Below are 20713 nucleotides of genomic sequence, written 5' to 3'. Positions count from 1 at the left end.
CGCCTGCGAAACCGCGCCCGTGCCCAAGGCGGGCATCGGCAAATATCCTCCCTACGCGCCCGCCCAAAAGCGCCTGATCGTTCTTTTCCACGCGCCCGCGACAGGGCCCGCGTCAATAGTTTACTATTTTAGTTGATGATCGCCCGGCAGAGTGCTAGGCGCCGCCGGGTCACGCTTTTCCACTGGCTTTCATACCGGGCGACCCTCTCATGCATCTGCGTCTCATCATCACCACCCTGGCGGGGCTGGCTGCGGCCGCCCCGGCCCTGGCCGAACCGACCCAATATCCGCTGGTGCTGGAGAATTGCGGCACCACCGTCACCATCGACAGCGCCCCGCAGAACGCCGTGGCCCTGGGCCAGAACAGCGCCGAGATCCTGCTGATGCTGGGCCTGCAGGACCGGATGGCGGCATCGGCCTTCTGGCCCACCAAGGTCCTGCCCGAGCTGGAGGAGGCCAATGCCGGGGTCGAGATCCTGACCGTCGAGCAGCCCACCCTGGAAGGCATCCTGGCGCGAGAGCCCGATTTCGTCGCGGCCCAGCTGCCCCTGCTGCTGGGCGAGGACAGCAAGGTCGCCAAGCGCGCCGATTTCGACGATCTGGACATCCCCAGCTATCTGTCGCCCGGCATCTGCAACACCCGCGACGACGCCGGCGACATCTATGGCAGCCGCGACCAACTGTGGAACATGGACCTGCTGTACCAGGAGATCGACGAGCTGTCGCGCATCTTTGACGTGGCCGATCGCGGCCAGGCGCTGATCGCCGATTTCCGCCAGCGCGAGGCCGATCTGCGCGCCCGGTTCGACGCGGATGACAGCACGTTCCTGTTCTGGTTCTCCAGCCCCTCAGCCTCGGACGACGCCTATCTGGGCGGCAAGAACGGCGCCTCGGGCTTCATCGCGGACCTTTTGGGCGGGCGCAACGCCATCACCACCGATGCCGAATGGCCGACCGTGGGATGGGAGGGGATTATCGCCGCCGATCCGACCTATATCGTCGCCGCCTCGCTGGATCGCGACCGGTGGGACCTGGACCGGGCCGAGAACAAGATCGCCTTCCTGACCGGTGATCCGTCCGTCAGCCAGATGCCCGCGGTACAGGAGGGGCGCATCCTGACCATGAACGGCGCGGCGATGAACCCGACCATCCGCACCCTCTATGGCGCCGAGGAACTGGCCGACCAGCTGGCGGCGATGCGGGCCGAATGACGACCCGCGCGATGCCCGGCCGCGGGGGCTTTGCCGCCCTGCTGGCGATCTCGGCCATGGCGCTGACCCTGGCCGTGGCGCTGGCCGTCAGCATCGGAGAGATGCGCATCCCCCTGTCCACGGTGGCCCTGTCGATGGGCAACCACCTGGGCTGGACCGAGGCCCCCATCAGCCGCATCCAGGACAGCGTGATCTGGGACCTGCGGCTCAGCCGGGCGCTGGTCGCGGCGCTGTGCGGGGCGGGGCTGGCGATCTGCGGGGCGATCCTGCAATCGCTGCTGCGCAACACCCTGGCCGAGCCCTATGTGCTGGGCGTGTCCGCAGGGGCGTCCACGGGCGCGGTCGCGGTGATCATCCTGGGGGTGGGCGCGGGGGCCGTGTCCCTGTCGGCGGGGGCCTTTGCGGGCGCGCTGGCGGCCTTTGCCTTTGTCGCGCTTTTGTCGGATGGCGGGCGCGGCGGGCCGGACCGGACCATCCTGGCGGGGGTCGCGGCGGCGCAGCTGTTCAACGCGCTGACCGCCTATGTCGTGACCACCTCGGGCAATGCGCAGCAGGCGCGCGACGTGATGTTCTGGCTGCTGGGCAGCTTTGGCGGCGTGCGCTGGCCGGAATTCCAGCTGCTGGCGGTGGTGATCGTGATCGGGCTGGCGGTCTGCATCTGGTATGCGCATGCGCTGGACGCCTTCACCTTTGGCGATGACGCGGCGGCGTCGATGGGCATTCCGGTGGCGCGCGTGCGCATCGTGCTGTTCGTCACGACGGCGCTGATCACCGCGACCATCGTCAGCATGGTGGGCTCGATCGGCTTTGTCGGGCTGGTCGTGCCCCATGCGGTGCGGTTCCTGATCGGGCCGGGGCACATGCGGCTGCTGCCCGCCTGCGCGGTGGTGGGCGCGGTGTTCATGGTCCTGGCCGATATCGTGTCGCGCAGCGTGATGACCCAGCAGACCCTGCCCATCGGCATCGTAACCGCTCTGGTGGGCGTGCCGTGCTTTTCGCTGATCCTCTATCGCGCCCGGAGACCCGCATGAGCATCGCCGCCACCAATCTGGGCTGGAGCGTCAGGCGCCGCACGATCCTGGACGACGTGTCGGTGACGGTGGCCCCCGGCACCATCCTGGGCCTTCTGGGTCCGAACGGGTCGGGCAAGTCGTCCTTGCTGCGCCTGCTGGCGGGGCTGCGGCGTCCCGACCGGGGCCGGGTGACGCTGGACGGGCAGGACATCGCGGGCATGCGGCGGCGCGATCTAGCCCGCCGCGTGGCGCTGGTCCAGCAGCATGCCGCGACCGAAATGAACGTCACCGTGCAGGATGTCGTGATGCTGGGCCGCACGCCCCATCGCGCGCCGCTGTCGGGCTGTTCGGCGGCGGATCTGGCGGCGGTGGACACGGCCCTGGCCCAGACCGGCATGACCGACCGGCGCGATCAGGGCTGGCAGAGCCTGTCGGGCGGCGAACGCCAGCGCGTCCAGATTGCCCGCGCCCTGGCCCAGAACCCCAGGGAACTGTTCCTGGACGAACCCACCAACCACCTGGACATTCAGCACCAGTTGGAGCTGCTGCGCCTGATCGCCCGGCTTGGGCTGACCAGCATCGTGGCGCTGCACAACCTGAACCACGCGGCGATGTTCTGCGACCGGCTGCTGGTGCTGGAGGGCGGGCGCGTCGTCGCCGAGGGCACCCCGGATCAGGTCCTGACCGCCGACCTGCTGGCCGATGTGTTCCGCGTGCGCTGCGATTTCCACCGGACCAGCGACGGGCGCCGCCACATCCTGTTCCGCTAGGCCGCGCCCCGCAGATCTGGCCGATCGCGTCCCGCATAGCGCGCCGGCACGGCGACAACTCCGCCGCCAAGATGTCGTGGCCGACGCGCTCCGGCCCGGTGCGGTGCCGCCCCGGCGCGATAGCTGACGGCGGGAACCACCGCGCGGCCCGCCAGCCCCGCCACCCGCGCCGCGGGATTGAGGGCCTTCGCGCCCCGCGTCGGGCCCCAGCAGTGGCTCGGCAGGCCGGTCAGCGGGACCTCACGCATCTGCTCGCCCTTGGGCGCGCGGACGGGGCCATGTCGGACGGCGCTTCGACGAAGCAAGCCAGTGGCTGCGCGATCAGCGCGGGTAGGCGCGCAATCAGGTTCGGGACACCCTGGCACCCGATTTGAACGTCGCGGGGCTGGGCCACACGCTCTGGCAGCGCCCCTCGGGCGTGGGAATGCGGTGCAGCGTGACGCCGAGGCGGTCCAGATGTGCACAGATCGCATCAGTGACGGCTGCATTCGGTGTACCGGGCAACGATGGCCCACCACGATCGGTCAGGCTGTCGGGCAGCGTCATGGTGCGGCTCCTCGTTGCGGCCATTCTGCGTGGGGCGGGGCGCAGATGCTGCCGAAAGCCGGGGGGCGGAACGGGACAATCCGCCGTCGCCGCGGGCAAAGCGGGCGAAAACTGCCGACCCGCCGCGGCTAGTCTGACCGGGCAACAAGCCGGATGCCCGCCATGACCCTGTCCTTCGATCCCGACTGCATTGCCCTGCCCCTGGGCCATGTCATCGACGGCCAGCTGATCGCGGCGGAGGGCGTTCTGCCGATACGGCGTCCGTCGGATGCGGCAGATTATGCCGCCTGCCCGCAGGCCGATGCCGCGATGGTGGACCGCGCCGTTCAATCGGCGCGCCGCGCGCAGGCGGCGGGCTGGGGGGCGGCCATGCCGCGCGAGCGGACCCGCGCGCTTTGTGCCTGGGCCGACCTGATCGAGGCCAAGGCCCCGACTCTGGCGCGGCTTGAGGCGCTGTCCTCGACCCGCCCGGTCGGGCAGCTGGTCGCGGGCGACATCGCGGTGACCGCCGAACAGATCCGCTTTTTCGCCGAGATGGCCGACAAGGAGGGCGGCGATCTGGGCCCCACCCGTGACGCGGCGCTTGGCATGACGGTGACCGAGCCCTGGGGCGTCGTGGGCGCGATCACGCCGTGGAATTTCCCGATCTCGATGGCGGGGTGGAAGCTGGGGCCGGCCTTGGCGGCAGGAAATGCCGTGGTGCTGAAACCGTCCGAGATGACACCCTTTTCCACGATCATACTGGCGCAGCTGGCGGTGCGGGCGGGCATTCCGGCGGGGCTGGTCAATGTGGTGCTGGGCTGCGGCCCGGTCACCGGCGGCGCAATCACCGGCCATCCTGACGTGGCCAAGGTCAGCTTTACCGGATCGACCGGTGCCGGTCAGGCGATCATGGCCAATATCGCCCGCACGGGGATCAAGCCGATGACGCTGGAGCTGGGCGGCAAATCCCCCCAGATCGTCTTTGCCGATGCCGATCTGGACCTGGCGGCGGATGCGATCGCGCGCTCGATCATGGCCAATGCGGGGCAGGCCTACGTGGCGGGCAGCCGGGTCATCGCGCACCGCACCATCGCCGACGATCTGGCGCAGCGGCTGGTCGCCCGGATGGTGCCGGACCGCCCCGGCCCCACCTGGGACGCGGCCACGGTCTATGGCCCGATCATCTCGGACCGGCAGCTGGGGCGCATCGACGCCATCGTGGCCCAGGCCCGCGCCCAGGGCGCGACCACGCTGACCGGGGGCGCGCGGATGGACCGCCCGGGCTATTTCTATGCGCCGACGCTGCTGGCCGGTCTGGCCCCCGACAGCCCGGCGATCCTGCAGGAGATATTCGGCCCGGTCCTGACCCTGCAGACCTTCGATGACGACGATCAGGCGATGGCCCTGTCGGACCACCCGACCTATGGGTTGTGCGCGGGCATCTTTACACGGGACCTGTCGCGGGCCATGCGGGCGATGCGGCGGGTTCAGGCAGGCACGGTCTGGATCAACCGCTATGGCCGCTCGCGCGATCACATCCTGCCGACCGGGGGCTATCGCCAGTCGGGTCTGGGCAAGGATCTGGGCCGCGAGGCCTACCGCGCCAACCGCCAGTCCAAGACCGTGCTGATCGACATCTGAGGAGACCACCATGACCCACCGCATCGCCCTGATCCCCGGAGACGGCATCGGCATTCCCGTCACCCAAGCTGCCATGCGGGTCGTCACCGCCAGCGGCGCCGATGTCCAGACGGTCACCTTTCCCTGGTCCTGCGACCACTACCTGCAGCATGGCGTGATGATGCCCGATGACGGGATCGAGACCCTGCGCGGCTTTGACGCGATCTTTCTGGGCGCGGTCGGCTGGCCCGCCCGCGTGCCCGACAGCGTGTCGCTGCACGGGCTGCTGCTGCCGATCCGCAAAGCCTTTGTCCAATACGCCAACATCCGCCCGCACCGCCTGCTGGAGGGTGTCGAGGGCCCGCTGAAGACCCGCGATTTCGACATCCTGTGCATCCGCGAGAATACCGAGGGCGAATATTCCGGCGCCGGTGGCCGCGTCCATGTCGGCACCCCCGACGAGGTGGCGGTGGAAACCGCGATCTTCACCCGCGCGGGGGTCGAGCGCATCCTGCGTTTCGGGTTCGAACAGGCGCGGGCGCGGCGGGGCCAGCTGGCTTCGGTCACCAAATCCAACGCGCAGCGGCACACGATGGTCTTCTGGGACCAGGTCACGGACGAACTGGCCGCCGAATACCCCGATGTCCAGGTCACCCGCTATCACATCGACGCCATGTGCGCGCGCATGGTCATGGCGCCCGAAAGCCTGGATGTGGTGGTGGCCTCGAACCTCTTCGGCGACATCCTGACGGATCTGGGCGCGGCCATTCAGGGGGGCCTGGGCTTTGCGGCCTCGGCTAATATCGACCCGACGCGGTCCGGCCCGTCGATGTTCGAACCGGTCCACGGCTCGGCCCCCGACATCGCGGACAAGGGCATCGCCAACCCGATGGCCGCCTTCTGGTCGGCCGCGATGATGCTGGAGCATCTGGGCCAGACCGCCCCTGCCGCCCGCATCATGGTCGCGATGGAGGCCGCCACCGCCCGCGGCATCGGCACCCAACCGGGCCGCGACACGACCGATGCGATCACCGCCGCCGTTTTGGCGCAACTGAAGGACTGAGACCATGACGATCCACGCCCCCTTTCCCCGGCTTGCCGACCCGGACCTGCTGCGCCAGCAGGCGCTGATCGGGGGGGCGTGGGTCGATGCCGATGGCGGCGCCACGCTGGCCGTCACCGACCCCGCGACCGGCGCGACCCTGGGGTCCGTGCCCGACATCACCGCCGACCAGACCCGCGCCGCGATCAGCGCCGCCGACGCGGCGCTGGCCCTGTGGCGCAGGCGTCCGTCGGCCGAGCGCGCCGATCTGCTGATGGCCTGGCACGACCTGATGGTCACAGCGACCGAGGATCTGGCCCTGATCCTGACGCTGAAACAGGGCAAGCCCCTGGCCGAAGCCCGCGCCGAGATCGCTTATGGCGCCAGCTTCGTGCGCTGGTTCGCCGAAGAGGCCCGCCGGATCGAGGGTCAGATCATCCCCGCCCCCACTGCCGACCGCCGCATCCTGGCCAGCCGCGAACCCGTGGGCGTGTCGGCCATCATCACGCCCTGGAATTTCCCCAACGCGATGATCACCCGCAAGGTCGCACCAGCGCTGGCCGCAGGCTGCACCGTGGTGATCAAGCCGTCGGAATTCACGCCGTTCTCGGCGCTTGCGCTTGGGGTGCTGGCCTTGCGCGCGGGCATCCCCGCGGGCGTCATCAACATCGTCACCGGCCTGCCCACCGCCATCGGCGACGAGCTGACCGCCAGCGCCACCGTGCGCAAGCTGTCCTTTACCGGCTCGACCCGCGTGGGGGCGATGCTGATGGGCCAATGCGCGCCCACCGTGAAACGCCTGTCACTGGAGCTGGGCGGCAACGCGCCCTTCATCGTCTTCGACGACGCCGATCTGGATGCCGCCATCGACGGCCTGATCGCCGCCAAGTTCCGCAATGGCGGGCAGACCTGCGTCTGCGCGAACCGCATCTTTGTGCAGGACGGCGTCCATGACGCCTTCGTCGACCGCCTGTCGGCCCGATGATCAACCCGCCGCCCTGGACAAGATCAAGGCGCATGTCGCCGACGCCCTTGCCCAGTGGGCTACCATCGCGGCCCAGGCCACGGTACCCGCAGGCCGATACGCCTGCCCCACAGCGCTGACCGGCGCCACCACCGCGATGATGCTGGCGTCCGAGGAAACCTTCGGACCCATTTTCCGCCTGATGCCGATGGATCAGGCCCGCGCCAAGGCGGTGCAGGTGTTCCGCGCGCTAGTTCTGCCCGAGACCCGGACCATATCGGCGACCGCTATCCGCATCAGGTCTCGGGCGGACAGTTGAAGCGGCTGGCGGCGGCAATGACCCTGATCGGCGACCGCATCATCGTGCTGAAAGGCGGCGAGGTGCAGAAGGAAGGCACCGCCGCCCAGATCCTGACCCGCGCGGCCCATCCCTATACGCAATCGCTGCTGGCAGCCTTCCACCCCGCGCCGCGCGGCGCCGATGCCGCGCCCCCCACCCGCGTTCCCGCGCTGGAGGTCGACGGCGTCACCGCTGGCTACGGTCCCCCGGCCGCGCGATGAAGATCGCCTTGCACGATGTCAGCTGCCGTCTGGAAAAGGGCCAGAACCTGGGCGTGATTGGTGAATCGGGCAGCGGCAAATCGACCCTGGCCCGCGCCATCGCAGGCCTGCTGCCGCCCGCGCAGGGGCGCATCCTGCTGGACGGGCACCGGCTGGACCCCTCGGCCCGGACCCGCAGCAAGGAGGATCTGCGACGGTTGCAGATCGTGTTCCAGCTGGCCGACACGGCGCTGAACCCGGCGCAACCCGTGGGCGACATCATCGGGCGGCCCCTGACCTTCTATCACGGCACCAAAGGTGCCGCGCGCGAGGCCCGCGTGGCCGCCCTGCTGGACATGGTGCGCCTGCCCCGCGCCATGCGCCACCGCCTGCCGGGCGAATTGTCGGGCGGCCAGAAACAGCGCGTGAACCTGGCCCGCGCGCTGGCCGCCGACCCCGAAGTGATCCTGTGCGACGAGATCACCTCGGCACTGGACACGGTCGTGGGCGCGGCGGTGATCGACCTGCTCAAGGAGCTGCAGCGCGAACTGGACCTGTCCTATGTCTTCATCAGCCACGACCTGTCCACGGTTCAGGCGATCTGCGATCAGGTGATGGTCATGCATCACGGCCGCGTGGTGGAAACCCTGCCCGCCCGAGATCAGGTGGCATTCCACCGCCTCGTCGATCTTTTCCAGCGCCTGCTGGAACCGGGCAAAGTCGATCTGGCGGTGGTTCTTCAGCGTGACCTCGGTAAAGACGGTCAGGGTCGGACCCAACTTGGCGATGTCGATCAGCGCCGAATAGCCGGTGATATAGCCCGCCTGCTGCAGCTTCTTCACCCGCATCAGGCAGGGGCTGGGCGACAGATGCACCAGATCCGCCAGCTCGACATTGGTGATGCGGCCGTTCTTCTGCAGCTCGTGCAGGATGCGGATGTCGATGCGGTCCAGCTTCATGGCGGCTCTCCCTTGGGCGGGTCCAGTCCTAGCAGGATCTGCGGCGATCTCAATCGGCGGGGGCGCGGGCGGCCGCGATCTGGCGGGGTTTTTCCTGTCTGCCCAATGCTGCCGCAGGGCTGCCACAGGACGGCACGACATGCTGCGCCCCGCCCGAAAGCGGCACATCCCGCGGGGATTGTCCGCCAGAATGGACCCCGATAGGAGAGACCGATGCCCGCGCCCCTGATGACCGTCCAGACCACCCCCGACCTGCCCGCGACCGCCGATGTGGTGGTGATCGGGGGCGGCATCGTCGGCTGTTCCACCGCCTATTACCTGGCCCGAAAGGGCGTGCGCGTCGCGCTGGTCGAAAAGGGCCGCGTCGGCGCGGAGCAATCCAGCCGCAACTGGGGCTGGTGCCGCCAGCAGAACCGCGATGCGCGCGAGCTGCCCATGGCCACGCGCAGCCTGGACCTGTGGCAGGCGATGGCCGCTGACATCGGCGAGGACCCCGGCTTTCGCCGCTGCGGGTTGCTGTATCTGTCCGACAGCGAGGCCGAAATCGCGGGCTGGTCCCGCTGGCGCGACATGGCGCGCGGCATGGGCGTCACCACACATATGCTGGACAGCGCCCAGGCCACCGAACGCGGGCTGGCCACCGGCCGCGCGTGGCGGGGGGGCGTCTTTTCGCCCGATGACGGGGTGGCGGACCCCGCGCGCGCCTGTCCGGTCATCGCGCGCGGCATCATGGCGGCGGGCGGCACCGTGCATCAGATGTGCGCCGCCCGCGGGCTGGAGCTGTCGGGCGGGCGCGTGTCGGGCGTGGTCACCGAACATGGCACCATCGCCACGACCACCGTGGTCATGGCGGGCGGGGCCTGGGCCTCGTCCTTCTGTCATCAGCTGGGGGTGGCGTTTCCGCAGGCCTCGGTCCGGTCGTCGATCCTGTCGGTCGCGCCCGGCATCGCGGGGCCGGATGCGCTGCACACGGGGCGCGTGTCGGTCACGCGGCGCGGCGACGGGGGCTATGCGCTGGCCATATCGGGGGCGGCGCGGGTCGATCCGACGCCCCAGCAGATCGCCCATGCGCGCCATTTCCTGCCGATGTTCGTCAAACGCTGGCGCATCCTGCGGCCCGGGGGCGCACAGGGATGGCGCGCGGGCCACGAGACGCGGCGCCGTTGGCGCCTGGACGCCCCCACCCCGATGGAGCGGATGCGCATCCTGGACCCCGCCCCCGACCCGCGCGCCCTGCGCCGCATCCGCGCCCGCGCCGAAGAGCTGATCCCCGCCATGGCGGGCGCGCGCGTGCAGGCGACCTGGGCGGGCTATATCGACAGCACGCCCGACGGCGTCCCCGCCATCGGAGAGACGCGCGTGCCGGGGATGGTGCTGGCCGCGGGGTTCAGCGGCCACGGCTTCGGCATCGGTCCCGGCGCCGGAGAGATGATCGCCGACATGGTCACCGGCACGCGGCCCGTGCTGGACCCCACGGAATACCACCCCGACCGCTTTGCGCGCGGCAGCTGGGGCAAGGTCTCGGAGTTCTAGCCGATCGCCTGGATCGCCAGCGCAAAGACATGCGCCTGCGGATCGACCGGGCGCGGGCGGCCAAGCGTCATCGTGGTCACCGTGTCGCGCGCGGTCAGCCCGCTGGCGTTCAGCAGATCGACGAAGGGTCCCTGCGTCTCGCGCGTGTCGATGCGCAGATAGCGGCCCTGATGGGCGGCCAGATGCGGCACGGTCAGGGCGGCGGCATCGCGTGGGGTCGCGGCCACGATCGGCCCCACCACATGGCCGCGCCCGAACCGGCGGCACAGGGCATAGCCGGTGATCTGGCCGCCCTCCTCGATCACGCTGCCCTCCGATTGCTCCAGGAACAGGTCCAGCGCAGCGCGGCGGTGGGTCGTATAGGCGCGCGTGTCCAGCGCGTGGATCGCGTCGCGGTCATCCGGGCGCATGGCGCGCACGCGCGGCGCGGCGCCCGGCACGGCGGTCACGATCCCCTGATGCTGCCAGACGGTCAGCCCCGGCTGAAACCCAAGCGCCAGATACAGCCGGAACGCCGCCCGCGTCGCGTTCAGCGCCAGATCGCGCCCGCCGGTGCGCGCCATGATCTGTTCCATCATCCACCGCCCCGCGCCCCGTTCCTGCAGGCGCGGCGTGGTGATGACCATGCCCAGCATCGCCAGGTCGTCCGACACCGGGAACCACATGGCCGACCCGAAGGGACGCCCGATCTCATCGGCCAGAAAGATCCCCTCGCCCAAGCGCAGGGCCACGGCCCAATCCTCGGCCCGGTGCATCCAGCCGACGGCGACCGACAGCTCGTGCAGCTGGGGGATGTCGTCGGGGGTGATCGGACGCGGCGCGAGGGAAAAGCTGTCCAGAAGGCGGCTGCCGGGGTCTGTCATCGAATATGCCTCATCGTTCAGGACCGACTGTGCCCGGGTTCGCGCAGCATTTTCCACCGCTTTGCCACGCCAGACGGCAGAACCCCCGGCGGCGCTAGGCGATCAGCACGGCGCGGAAATCGTTGACATTCGTCAGCGTCGGCCCGGTGCGGATCAGCGTGTCCGTGGCCTCGAACAGCGCATAGCTGTCGTGACCGTCCAGCACGGCGCGCGGGTCCAGCCCGGCCTCGCGCGCGCGCGCCAGCGTGTCGGGGGCGATCAGGGCGCCTGCGGCATCCTCGGTCCCGTCGATGCCGTCGGTGTCGCCCGCCAGCCCGTGGATGCCGGGATGGCCGCGCAGCCCCAGGGCCAGCGACAGCAGAAAGGCGGTGTTGCGCCCGCCCCGGCCCGGCGTGGCGGTGCCGATGGTCACGGTCGTCTCTCCGCCCGACAGCAGCACGGCGGGGGCCGGCGCGGGGGTGCCGTGGGCCGCGACCGCGCGGGCGATGCCCGCCATGACGGTGCCCAGCTCGCGCGCCTCACCCTCCAGCGCGTCGCCCAGCAGCACGGGGGTCACGCCCGCGTCGCGGGCCACGCGGGCGGCGGCCTCCAGCGACATCTGCGGCGTGGCGATCAGGCGGTAATCGGTGTCGAACCCGTCGGCGGGCACGGGCGGCGCGGTCAGCAGATCGCGCGCCGCCTGCGGCAGGTCCGGCCCAAGTCGCGAGGCCAGCGCCGACAGATCGTCCCCCGCCGAGGGGTCGGGCACCGTCGGCCCCGAGGCGATCGCCCCCGGATCGTCGCCCGGCACGTCCGAGATGGCCAGCGTCACCAGACGCGCCGGATGCGCCGCGCGCGCCAGACCGCCGCCCTTGATGTCGGACAGGCGGCGGCGGATGCGGTTCATGTCCTCGATGGTCAGACCCGACCGCAGCAACAGCCGGTTGACCGCGATCTTGTCGGCCAGGGTCAGCGGCGCACGGGGCGCAACCATCAGCGCCGACCCCCCGCCCGAGATCAGCGCCAGCACAAGGTCGTCCGGCCCCGCCCCGCGCGCGACCCCCAGGATCTCGCGGGCGGCGGCCTCGGATGCGGCGTCGGGGGTGGGGTGGGACGCCTCGCGGACGGTGATGCGTTGCGTGGGAACGCTGTGGCCGTGCCGCGTGACGACGACGCCCGACAGGTCGACATCGGGCCAGGCGGCCTCCAGCGCGGCGGCCATGGCGGCGGCGGATTTGCCCGCGCCCACCACGATGCAGCGCCCCTTGGGCCGGGGCGGCAGATGGTCGGCCAGCACCCGGGCCGGGTCCGCGGCCGCAACCGCCGCGTCGAACATCGCGCGCAGAAGCGCCTGTGCCTCATCGGTCGTCATCTCATGTCTCTCTGTCCACCGGGCCCCCGTGACGGTCCGGACGGGTGGGGCATCCGGGGTGTCCCGGATGCCCCGTCAGATCACTCGGCGCAAGCCTGGATGGCGGCCAGGTCGGGACCGTTCGGCGTGCGGCCCAGGTTGAACGGCGCCGAGGCGTCGCGCCAGGTCGAGTATTCCTGCAGATAGGTCAGCTGGCTGGCATAGACCTTGGCCGACATCGGGTTCTCGCAGGCGACCTCGGTGATGGTCTCGTTGGCCAGCTGCTGCACACGCTCCAGCGCCTCGTCATCCAGGCGGGTGATCTCGGTCCCGGCCTCCTGGAACTGGGCATAGGCCTCGGTCGCGCGGCGTTCGGTGAAGGACAGCGACCACAGCATGGTGGCGTCGGCGGCGATCTTCAGCCGCTCCTGGGTTTCCTCGTCCAGCGCGTCCCAGGACCCCTTGTTGATCATCACGCCAAAGACCGACGACGACTGGTGCCAGCCCGGCGTGGACCAGTATTGCGTCACCTGCTGGAAGCCGCCCGAGAAATCGACGTTGGGGGTCGAGAATTCGGCCCCGTCGATCACGCCGCGTTCCAGCGACTGATAGATCTCTCCGCCGGCCATGCTGACCTGGTTGCCGCCCAGCTTCTCCAGCAGCTTGCCCTGCTCAAGGCCGGACAGGCGCAGGCGCAGGCCCTGCAGGTCGTCCAGCGTGCGGATCGGCTGGCTGACGGTGCGGAAACCCGATTCGTTGTTGGTCACGCCGTAAGGCAGATAGACCATGCCGAACTGGCCATAGACCTCGTTATACAGGTCCGCCCCACCCCATTCCTGGATCCAGTTGACGTAATCGACCGCGTTGAACAGGCTGGCCGTGGTCGACAGCGGCGAGAAGGCGCTGTTGCGGCCCGCCCAATATCCCGGCCAGTCGGCGCCCGCCTGGATGGTGCCCGATTCGACCGCGCCGAACACCTCTCCGGCGGGGACCAGGCTGCCGCCGTCATAGAATTCGATGGTCAGCTTGTCGTCATCGACCAGCTTGTTGGCCAGGTCGACCCAATGCTTGTCGATCTCGATCAGCTCGAGGCTGGAGGGCCAGGTCGAGGTCATGGTCCAGGTCTCGGACAGGGCGGGGGTGGCTGCGGCCATCGCCAGGGCGGCCGTGGTGATCAGATGCTTCATGGGGTCTCCTCCTCGTGAAAAAAAGCGGTCGGGTCAGCCATAGAGTGCCAGAGGCAGCCAGGTGACCAGGGCAGGGAACAGGATCATCGCGGCGCACATCATCAGGATCATGACAATGAAGGGCAGCACGCCCACGATGATGTCGGAAATGGACACATCCGGCGGGGCGATGGCGCGCATGTAGAACAGCGCATAGCCGAAGGGTGGCGACAGAAAGCTGGTCTGCAGCACGACGGCCATCAGGATCACGAACCACAGCGGATCGACGCCCATCTCCGCGACCAGCGGCAGGAAGATCGGGAATGACAGCAGCACGATGCCGGTCCAATCCAGGAACATCCCCAGGATGAACACCACCAGCAGCATCACCGCGATCAGGGTATAGGGATCGTCGGCCAGACCGCGGATCAGGTCCTGGCTGGCGCGCAGGCCCCCGGTGATGTTGAACACGCCGGTAAAGGCCGTGGCGCCGACCACGATGAACAGGATCATCGCGCTGGTGCGGCCCGTCTCCAGCAGCGCGGAATAGAAGGTCCGCCACTGGAACCGCCCGCGCATGATGACGATCAGCAGGGCCAGGACCGCGCCGATGGCGCTGGCCTCGGTCGCGGTGGCGATGCCCGCCAGCAGCGAGCCCAGAATGCCCAGGATCAGGATCAGCGGCGGCACGGCCTCGATGATCAGCATCTTCCACATGGCGCCGCGGCTGATCTGGTCGGCCTCGGCGATCTTGGGCGCCCAATCGGGCTTCAGCCAGGCGATGAACACGACATACAGCGCATACATCACCCCCAGCAGCAGCCCCGGCACCATCGCCCCCGCGAACAGCTGTCCCACCGACAGGCCCGGTGCATAGGACGCCATCAGGATCAGCATGATCGACGGCGGGATCAGGATGCCCAGACAGCCCGACGCCCCGATCAACCCGGTGGCCAGCCGCTTGTCGTATCCGTATTGCAGCATCGGGCGCAGGGCCATCATGCCCATCACCGTGATCGACGCGCCGATGATCCCCGTCGTCGCCGCCAAGAGGATCGAGATGAACACCACCGCCAGGCCCAGCCCGCCGGTCACGCGGCTCATCAGGTGGCGCAGCGCCTCGAACATGCGGTCTGTGACGCCGCTGTCGGACAGAAACCGCGCCATCAGCACGAACAGCGGGATGGCGATCAGGACATAGTTGTCCAGCACATCGCCAAAGATGCGGTTGATGACGATGCCCAGCACCATCGGCTTGCCCGCGATCAGCGCGCCTAGAACGGCGGTGCCGCCCAGCACGAAGGCCAGCGGATGCCCCATGAACAGGCCCAACAGCAGCAGGCCCGACATGATCAGTGCGATCGTTTCACCCGACATCGTGGCGCTCCGGCTGGTTGGGGCGGTCAAGGACCAGTTTCAGCGCCTCGGAGACGCCCTGGATCAGCAGCAGGCAGGCGGCCACGAACATCGCCATCTTCAGCGGATAGACCGGCAGCTGCACCGCGCCATAGGTCAGCTCTCCCTGCCGCCAGGAGGTCATCGCGAAATCCCAGCTGCGGCGCGCGAAGACCCAGGCAAAGGGAAAGAAGAAGATGGCATAGCCCGCCAGCTCGACCCACCGCCGCAGCGCGGGGCGCATGCGCGCGGTCACCAGGTCGACCCGCACATGCGCCTGATGGCGCAGCGCATAGCCGCCCAGCATCACGAAATAGAACCCGTAAAGCTGCTTGGTGACGTCAAAGGCCCATCGGGTCGGCTGACCCAGGGCATAACGCATGAAGACATCATAGATGATGATGCCCGCAAACAGCAGGGCCACGACCGACAGGATGCGGCCCACGATCTCGTTCAGGCCATCGATCACGCGTATCAGCGGCACTTGGGTCTCCCTCCTCTCAGGGCGCAGGATGGGGGGCATCCTGCCAGATGTCGTTGGGGCTGGCCGCCCTGCCCGGCGCATGCGCGGTCAGGCATGGGCATGCGCCCGGGCGGCGATGTCGGATGCCATCCGGCGCAGCTCGGCGCGGATGATCTTGCCGGTGGTGGTCATCGGCATGGCGTCGATGAAATGCACCGCGCGCGGATATTCATAGGCCGCCAGCCGGTCGCGGACATGGGCGGCGATATCCTCGGCCAGGGCCGGGCCGGGGGCATGCCCCTGGGCCAGGGTCACGAAGGCCGCGACGACATGGCCGCGCAGCGGATCGGGCTGGCCCACCACGCCCGCCAGATGGACGGCGGGATGCTGCAGCAGGCAATCCTCGATCTCGGCCGGACCGATGCGATAGCCGGCGGACGAGATCACGTCATCGTCGCGCCCCACAAAGGACAGCCGCCCATCCGCATGGGCCATCCCCCGGTCGCCGGTCAGCAGCCAGCGGCCATCAGGGCCGTCCACGAATTTCGCCGCCGTGGCCGCGGGGTTGTTCCAGTATTCAAGGAACATCACCGGGTCGGGGGACAGCACGGCGATCTCTCCCTCGGTCAGGGGTGGCAGGGCCGCGCCCGTGTCGCGGTCGATGACCGCGACATGATGGCCCGGCGCCGCCCGCCCCATCGCGCCGGGCGCAGGCTCCTCCAGCGCGCAGCAGGCCGAGACGGTCATGTTGCATTCGGTCTGGCCGTAGAATTCATTGATGGTGGTGCCGAAGACCCGTCGCCCCCAGGACAGCAGCTCCGCGCCCAAAGGCTCTCCTCCGCTGGCGACCGAGCGCATCTGCAGGCCCCACCGCTCCGCGTCGGGTTCCAGCCGCATCAGCTTCAGCGCGGTGGGCGGCAGGAAGGCGTTGCGGACGTTGTGGTCGCGCATCAGGTCCAGGGCTGCGCGGGCGGTGAACTTGCGGAACCGGCAGGCGACGACCGTGACGCCGTGGAACAGCCCCGGCATCAGCACGTCCAGCAACCCGCCGATCCAGGCCCAATCGGCAGGGGTCCACAGTCGGTCGCCGGGCTGCGGCAGCAGGTTGTGGCTGACCTCGACCCCCGGCAGATGGCCCAGCAGCACCCGGTGACCGTGCAGCGCGCCTTTGGGGTTGCCGGTGGTCCCCGATGTATAGATCAGCACCGCGGGATCGTCCGGCCCCGTATCGGCGGGGTCGAACCGGACGGGCCGCCCGTCCAGCGCGCGGTCGTAATCCTCCAGCACCAGCCCCGGAAACCGCGCCCCGGCCCCGTCCGGCAGATCCTTGCACAGCACCAGCCGCAGATCCGGCAGATCACCCGCGATCTGCGCCAGCACGTCCAGGCTGGGCGCATCGGTGATCAGCGCCGCCGCGCCGGAATCGCGCAGGCGGTGGCGCAGCGCCTCGGGGCCGAACAGCGTGGACAGGGGCAGCGACACACAGCCCATGCGCCAGGCGGCGATATGGGCGGTTGCGGCCTCGACCGATTGCTTCAGCATGACGCCAATGCGGGGGCCGGGTGCACCCGGGCGCATCTCCAGCCCGCCCAGGGCCTTCAGCGCATGCGACAGCCGCGCCGCCTGGCGGCCCAGATCGCGATAGCTGTGCTCAACCGCGCGCCCGTCCTCGTCGATCTCCAGGATGGCGATGCGCGCGGGGTCGCGGTCGCACCAGTGGTCGCAGACCGAGACGCCCATGTTCAGCCGCGCGGGCACCTGCCAGCGAAATGCCGACAGACCCTCCGGCGTCATCGCACGCCCCTGCAAGGCAGGTTCACTCCCCAAAACCCATGCCTCCCCTGACCGTCGGCGCCTCCTCGCGCCGATCACTCGTTCGTCGGATGCTAGACAGCACGCCCGATCCTGTCAATAATGGCCATGATTTGAGGGAGAGGCGGTCGTTTTGCGAACGATTGATCGGAAAACAGGCAGCCGGGCCGAGGAGGGCCGCAGCCGCCAGGACACCTTGTCGCAGATCCGCGCGGCCGGGCTGCAGCTGATCTATCAGCGCGGCTATGAAGGAATGGGCCTGCGCCTGCTGGCGGCCGAGGCCGGCATCGGGCAAAGCACCCTCTATGGCCATTACGCCAACAAGCAGGAGGTGCTGGTCGACCTGATCTGCCGCCACATGGAGGAGCTGCTGTCCTGCCTGCACCGCGCCGTGCCCGCCGATGCGCCGCCATTCGCGCGCTTCCTGACCTTTCTGCGGTTCCACCTGACCTATCACATGCGCCGCCCGCGCGAGGTCTTCATCTGCTATTCCGAACTGCGCAGCCTTGAGCCCGCGAACCTGGCGCGCGTCACCGACCTGCGCCGCCGCTATGAACATGCGCTGATCGCCATCATCCGCGACGGCATGGCGGCAGGGGTGATGCGCCGCGCCGATCCGCGCGTGGCGGCTTACGGCCTGCTGGCGATGCTGTCGGGCGTGCCGGTCTGGTTCGACCCCCAGGGCCCCCTGTCGGAGGAGGAGGTCTGCGCCGAATACATCCGCCTGGCCGTCGCCGCCGTCGCCGACCCGCTGGAGGCCGCGCTGAGCGACCGCACCATCGCCACCCCCCTGCCCGACAGCCCTGCCCGCAAGGCTTAAGGCCCTCTTTACTGCACCTTTGGGTGGAACGATCCGCGTCCCTGATGTCTTTGCCCCGGAACAGTGCACGAAACGGGGACAGGGCATGGACAATCTGGCGCGGCGGTTGGGGCTGAGGGTCGATCCGACGATCTTCTTCATATCGGCGGGGCTCAGCCTGGTCTTTGTGGTTTTGCTGGTGGCGATGCCGGAAACCATCGGGGGGGCGTTTTCCGCAGGGCGGGCCTGGATCGTGACCAATCTGGGCTGGTTCTTCATCCTGGCGGTGAATGTCTGGCTGGGCTTTCTGATCTATGCCGCCATGTCGCGCCACGGCCATATCCGCCTTGGGCCGCGCAACTCCCGGCCCGAATACACCAACCTGTCCTGGTTCACGATGCTGTTCGCGGGCGGCATCGGGACGGTGCTGATGTTCTGGGGCGTGGCGGAACCCATCAGCCATTACCAGTCGCCGCCTTTGCCGGGGGTCGAGCCCTTTACCCTGCAGGCGGCGCAGGACGCGATCTCGATCTCGCTCTATCATCTGGCGCTGCACACCTGGACCATCTTTGCGCTGCCGGGTCTGGCCTTCGCCTATTTCATCAACCGCTATGACCTGCCGGTGCGGGTCAGCTCGGTCTTCTACCCGCTGCTGCGCGAGGGCATCCACGGCCCCATCGGCAAGACCATCGACATCGTGTCCATCCTGGGGACGTTGTTCGGGGTGGCGGTGTCGCTTGGGCTGGGGTCGTCGCAGGTGGCGGCGGGCCTGTCGGCGCTGTTCGGCTGGACCGACGACACCGCGCTGCGCCTGGCCATCTTGGGCAGCCTGACCATCGTCGCGACCATCTCGATCGTGGCGGGGCTGGACCGGGGGGTGAAGCTGCTGTCGAACATCAATATCGGCATGGCGGTCGGGCTGATGGTCTTTGTGCTGGTGACCGGATCGACGCTGTTCCTGCTGCGCGGCATGGTCGAGACGGTGGGCCTCTATCTGTCCAACCTGCCGCGCCTGGCGTTCTGGAACGACATGCTGCATGGCGAGGGGATGAATACCGGCGATTGGGGCTGGCAGGGCGACTGGACGGTGTTCTACTGGGCCTGGACGGTGACCTGGTCGCCCTTCATCGGGCTGTTCGTGGCCCGCATCTCGCGCGGGCGGACGGTGCGGGAATTCGTGTTCGGCGTGCTGCTGGCGCCGTCGCTGTTCACGGTGATCTGGTTCGCGATCTTTGGCTGGCAGGCGATGCAGATGGACGGGCTGGGCCTGGCCGCCCGCGCCGCCCTGGGGGACGGGGCGGGCAATATCAGCGCGGCGGTGTCCGAATCCGTGCCGCTGGCGATGTTCGCGTTCTTTGCCGAGCTGCCCTGGGCGCCGCTGATCCAGGGGCTGGCGGTGCTGATCGTCGCGATCTTCTTCGCGACCTCGTCGGATTCGGCGTCGCTAGTGGTGGACATGCTGTGCAGCGGCACCGCCGAACCCGGCCCCGTGCGCCAGCGCGTCTTCTGGGGCCTGGCCGAGGGCGCCATCGCCGCCACCCTGATCCTGCTGGCCGGAGAGGCCGGGCTGACCGCCCTGCAGGAGGTGATCACCGTGGTCGGCCTGCCCATCTTCCTGCTGGTGTCGATGATGATCCCCGCCCTGATCCGCGGTTTCGCCGCCGAGGAGATCGACCACATCACCATCGGCAAGCGCCCCAGCCTCAGCGAATTCGCCCCCTCGGACCCGGACGAGGCGCAGCGCGGCTCAGACGGGCGGGCCTGACGGGGCGCGCTGCGCCATCAACCACGCCTTCAGCCGGTCCTGCCCCGGCCCCCCCGCCGGGGCGCCGGTCAGGAAATAGCCGCGATCGGGGGCGGCGATCTGCGGCCCGGCCTCGATCAGCCGCCCCTCGGCCAGCAGCGGATCGACCAGCCCCCGCCAGCCAAGTGCGATGCCCTGCCCGGCCAGCGCGGCCTCGATCACCAGCGAATAGGTGTTGCAGCGCAGATGCCCGCCCCCGCCACTGACCCCGTCGCCACCCATGTCGCGCGCCACCCCGATCGCCGCCAGATAGCCGGGCCAGTCGAACCAGGGCGCGGTCGCAGTGCTGTCCAGATGGATCAGGTCGCCCCGCGCCAGCGACGCCCCCGCCAGCCCTGGCGCGCAAACCGCCACCACACGTTCCGGCAGCAGCAGCGGCGTGTCCGGCGGCAGGGCCGCCGCCGTCCCGAACACCGCCGCCAGATCGCCGTCCTGCAGCTGCGCCAGGTCGGTATGCTGCGACGCGATGATCTGCAGGTCGTATTCCGGATGGGAGGCGCGGAACCCGTGGATGCGCGGAATCAGCCACAGCGCCGACAGCGCGAAATCGGTATGCAGGCGCAGCACCGTCGGCGCGCGGGCCTTGCGCGTATGGGCGGCCAGCTGGTCGATCTGGGCCACGCTGTCGGACAGGATCTGCAGCAACCGCGCGCGCGTCTCGGTCGGGATCACGCCGCGCGGCAGGCGGTGCAGCAGTGGCGTGCCGAACTGATCCTCGGCCCGGCGGATCTGATAGCTGACGGCGGTCTGGGTCAGGTTCAGCCGCCGCGCGGCCTCGGACAGGGTGCCGCTGCGGGCGACCTCGACAAAGACGCGCTGCCAGCCCAGATCGACATCCCTCATCCGGTATCAAGGTCCTTTATGGCCCGCATGAACAGAATCCCGGTATACAAGCTGGGTC

Annotated in this window: 17 protein-coding genes and 3 pseudogenes; 11 read left to right on the top strand and 9 right to left on the bottom strand. The window is 69.3% G+C overall.

Annotated features, from left to right (window positions below; all coding sequences use genetic code 11):
- Positions 1-209 precede the first annotated feature (209 nt).
- Genes FA740_RS08820 through FA740_RS08810 form a run of 3 tightly spaced genes read left to right on the top strand, consistent with a single transcriptional unit; the run spans position 210 to position 2994 of the window.
- Positions 210-1211, top strand: coding sequence for an ABC transporter substrate-binding protein (locus FA740_RS08820; protein WP_136856407.1), 1002 nt, complete (start codon positions 210-212; stop codon positions 1209-1211).
- Positions 1208-2242 carry a FecCD family ABC transporter permease gene (locus tag FA740_RS08815; RefSeq protein ID WP_136856406.1) on the top strand — a complete coding sequence of 345 codons (1035 nt, stop codon included), beginning with the start codon at positions 1208-1210 and terminating at the stop codon, positions 2240-2242. The genes FA740_RS08820 and FA740_RS08815 overlap by 4 nt, the downstream gene beginning before the upstream one ends.
- Positions 2239-2994: an ABC transporter ATP-binding protein gene (locus tag FA740_RS08810; protein WP_136856405.1), complete on the top strand. Its 756-nt coding sequence runs from the start codon at positions 2239-2241 to the stop codon at positions 2992-2994. The genes FA740_RS08815 and FA740_RS08810 overlap by 4 nt, the downstream gene beginning before the upstream one ends.
- 342 nt (positions 2995-3336) lie before the next feature.
- Here FA740_RS08810 and FA740_RS08805 read toward each other — a convergent pair whose 3' ends face one another.
- Positions 3337-3540 (bottom strand): hypothetical protein, encoded by a 204-nt coding sequence (locus tag FA740_RS08805; protein WP_136856404.1) that lies wholly within the window; start codon positions 3538-3540, stop codon positions 3337-3339.
- A gap of 162 nt (positions 3541-3702) precedes the next feature.
- Here FA740_RS08805 and FA740_RS08800 point away from each other — a divergent pair, with 162 nt between their 5' ends.
- The 5 genes and pseudogenes from FA740_RS08800 to FA740_RS20045 all read left to right on the top strand — a co-directional run.
- A complete protein-coding gene (locus FA740_RS08800) occupies positions 3703-5163 on the top strand; it encodes an aldehyde dehydrogenase family protein (RefSeq protein ID WP_136856403.1) in 1461 nt (486 codons plus the stop codon).
- Between the two features lie 10 nt (positions 5164-5173).
- Positions 5174-6205, top strand: coding sequence for a tartrate dehydrogenase (locus FA740_RS08795; protein ID WP_136856402.1), 1032 nt, complete (start codon positions 5174-5176; stop codon positions 6203-6205).
- Between the two features lie 4 nt (positions 6206-6209).
- Positions 6210-7467: pseudogene (locus tag FA740_RS08790) on the top strand (aldehyde dehydrogenase family protein).
- Positions 7468-7484: 17 nt separating this feature from the next.
- A complete protein-coding gene (locus tag FA740_RS08785; RefSeq protein ID WP_136856401.1) occupies positions 7485-7709 on the top strand; it encodes a hypothetical protein in 225 nt (74 codons plus the stop codon).
- Positions 7706-8116: pseudogene (locus FA740_RS20045) on the top strand (ATP-binding cassette domain-containing protein); the annotation flags it as partial. The gene FA740_RS08785 and the pseudogene FA740_RS20045, both read left to right, overlap by 4 nt.
- 441 nt (positions 8117-8557) lie before the next feature.
- Here the strand turns inward: FA740_RS20045 and FA740_RS20040 are convergent.
- A pseudogene (locus FA740_RS20040) lies at positions 8558-8647 on the bottom strand (AsnC family transcriptional regulator); the annotation flags it as partial.
- A 213-nt stretch (positions 8648-8860) separates the two neighbouring features.
- On the opposite strand from FA740_RS20040, the gene FA740_RS08775 reads away from it, so the two are divergent.
- Positions 8861-10180 (top strand): NAD(P)/FAD-dependent oxidoreductase, encoded by a 1320-nt coding sequence (locus FA740_RS08775; protein WP_136856399.1) that lies wholly within the window; start codon positions 8861-8863, stop codon positions 10178-10180.
- Here the strand turns inward: FA740_RS08775 and FA740_RS08770 are convergent.
- From FA740_RS08770 to FA740_RS08745, 6 genes are all read right to left on the bottom strand, one after another.
- On the bottom strand, positions 10177-11043 hold the full coding sequence (locus FA740_RS08770; protein WP_136856398.1) for a GNAT family N-acetyltransferase: 867 nt from the start codon (positions 11041-11043) through the stop codon (positions 10177-10179). The two genes, FA740_RS08775 and FA740_RS08770, sit on opposite strands and share 4 nt — an antisense overlap.
- A 94-nt stretch (positions 11044-11137) precedes the next feature.
- Positions 11138-12394 carry a glycerate kinase type-2 family protein gene (locus FA740_RS08765; protein ID WP_136856397.1) on the bottom strand — a complete coding sequence of 419 codons (1257 nt, stop codon included), beginning with the start codon at positions 12392-12394 and terminating at the stop codon, positions 11138-11140.
- Between the two features lie 80 nt (positions 12395-12474).
- Positions 12475-13560, bottom strand: coding sequence for a TRAP transporter substrate-binding protein DctP (gene dctP, locus FA740_RS08760; protein WP_136856396.1), 1086 nt, complete (start codon positions 13558-13560; stop codon positions 12475-12477).
- 33 nt (positions 13561-13593) lie between these two features.
- A complete protein-coding gene (locus FA740_RS08755) occupies positions 13594-14916 on the bottom strand; it encodes a TRAP transporter large permease (RefSeq protein ID WP_211243663.1) in 1323 nt (440 codons plus the stop codon).
- On the bottom strand, positions 14906-15418 hold the full coding sequence (locus tag FA740_RS08750; protein ID WP_246053545.1) for a TRAP transporter small permease subunit: 513 nt from the start codon (positions 15416-15418) through the stop codon (positions 14906-14908). The genes FA740_RS08755 and FA740_RS08750 overlap by 11 nt, the downstream gene beginning before the upstream one ends.
- Before the next feature lie 87 nt (positions 15419-15505).
- Positions 15506-17191 (bottom strand): AMP-binding protein, encoded by a 1686-nt coding sequence (locus tag FA740_RS08745; protein WP_136856394.1) that lies wholly within the window; start codon positions 17189-17191, stop codon positions 15506-15508.
- Positions 17192-17405: 214 nt separating this feature from the next.
- Between FA740_RS08745 and FA740_RS08740 the strand changes: the two genes are divergently transcribed.
- Both FA740_RS08740 and FA740_RS08735 read left to right on the top strand, forming a co-directional pair.
- Positions 17406-18029, top strand: coding sequence for a TetR/AcrR family transcriptional regulator (locus FA740_RS08740; protein ID WP_136856393.1), 624 nt, complete (start codon positions 17406-17408; stop codon positions 18027-18029).
- An 85-nt stretch (positions 18030-18114) separates the two neighbouring features.
- Positions 18115-19773 (top strand): BCCT family transporter, encoded by a 1659-nt coding sequence (locus FA740_RS08735; RefSeq protein WP_136856392.1) that lies wholly within the window; start codon positions 18115-18117, stop codon positions 19771-19773.
- Here the strand turns inward: FA740_RS08735 and FA740_RS08730 are convergent.
- Complete coding sequence (locus tag FA740_RS08730; RefSeq protein WP_136856391.1) at positions 19756-20655, bottom strand: LysR family transcriptional regulator; 900 nt, start codon at positions 20653-20655, stop codon at positions 19756-19758. The genes FA740_RS08735 and FA740_RS08730 overlap by 18 nt on opposite strands.
- Positions 20656-20713: the final 58 nt, after the last annotated feature.

This window comes from Paracoccus hibiscisoli (assembly GCF_005048265.1).
Lineage (GTDB): Bacteria > Pseudomonadota > Alphaproteobacteria > Rhodobacterales > Rhodobacteraceae > Paracoccus > Paracoccus hibiscisoli.
This window is presented reverse-complemented; position numbering and strand designations above follow the sequence as displayed.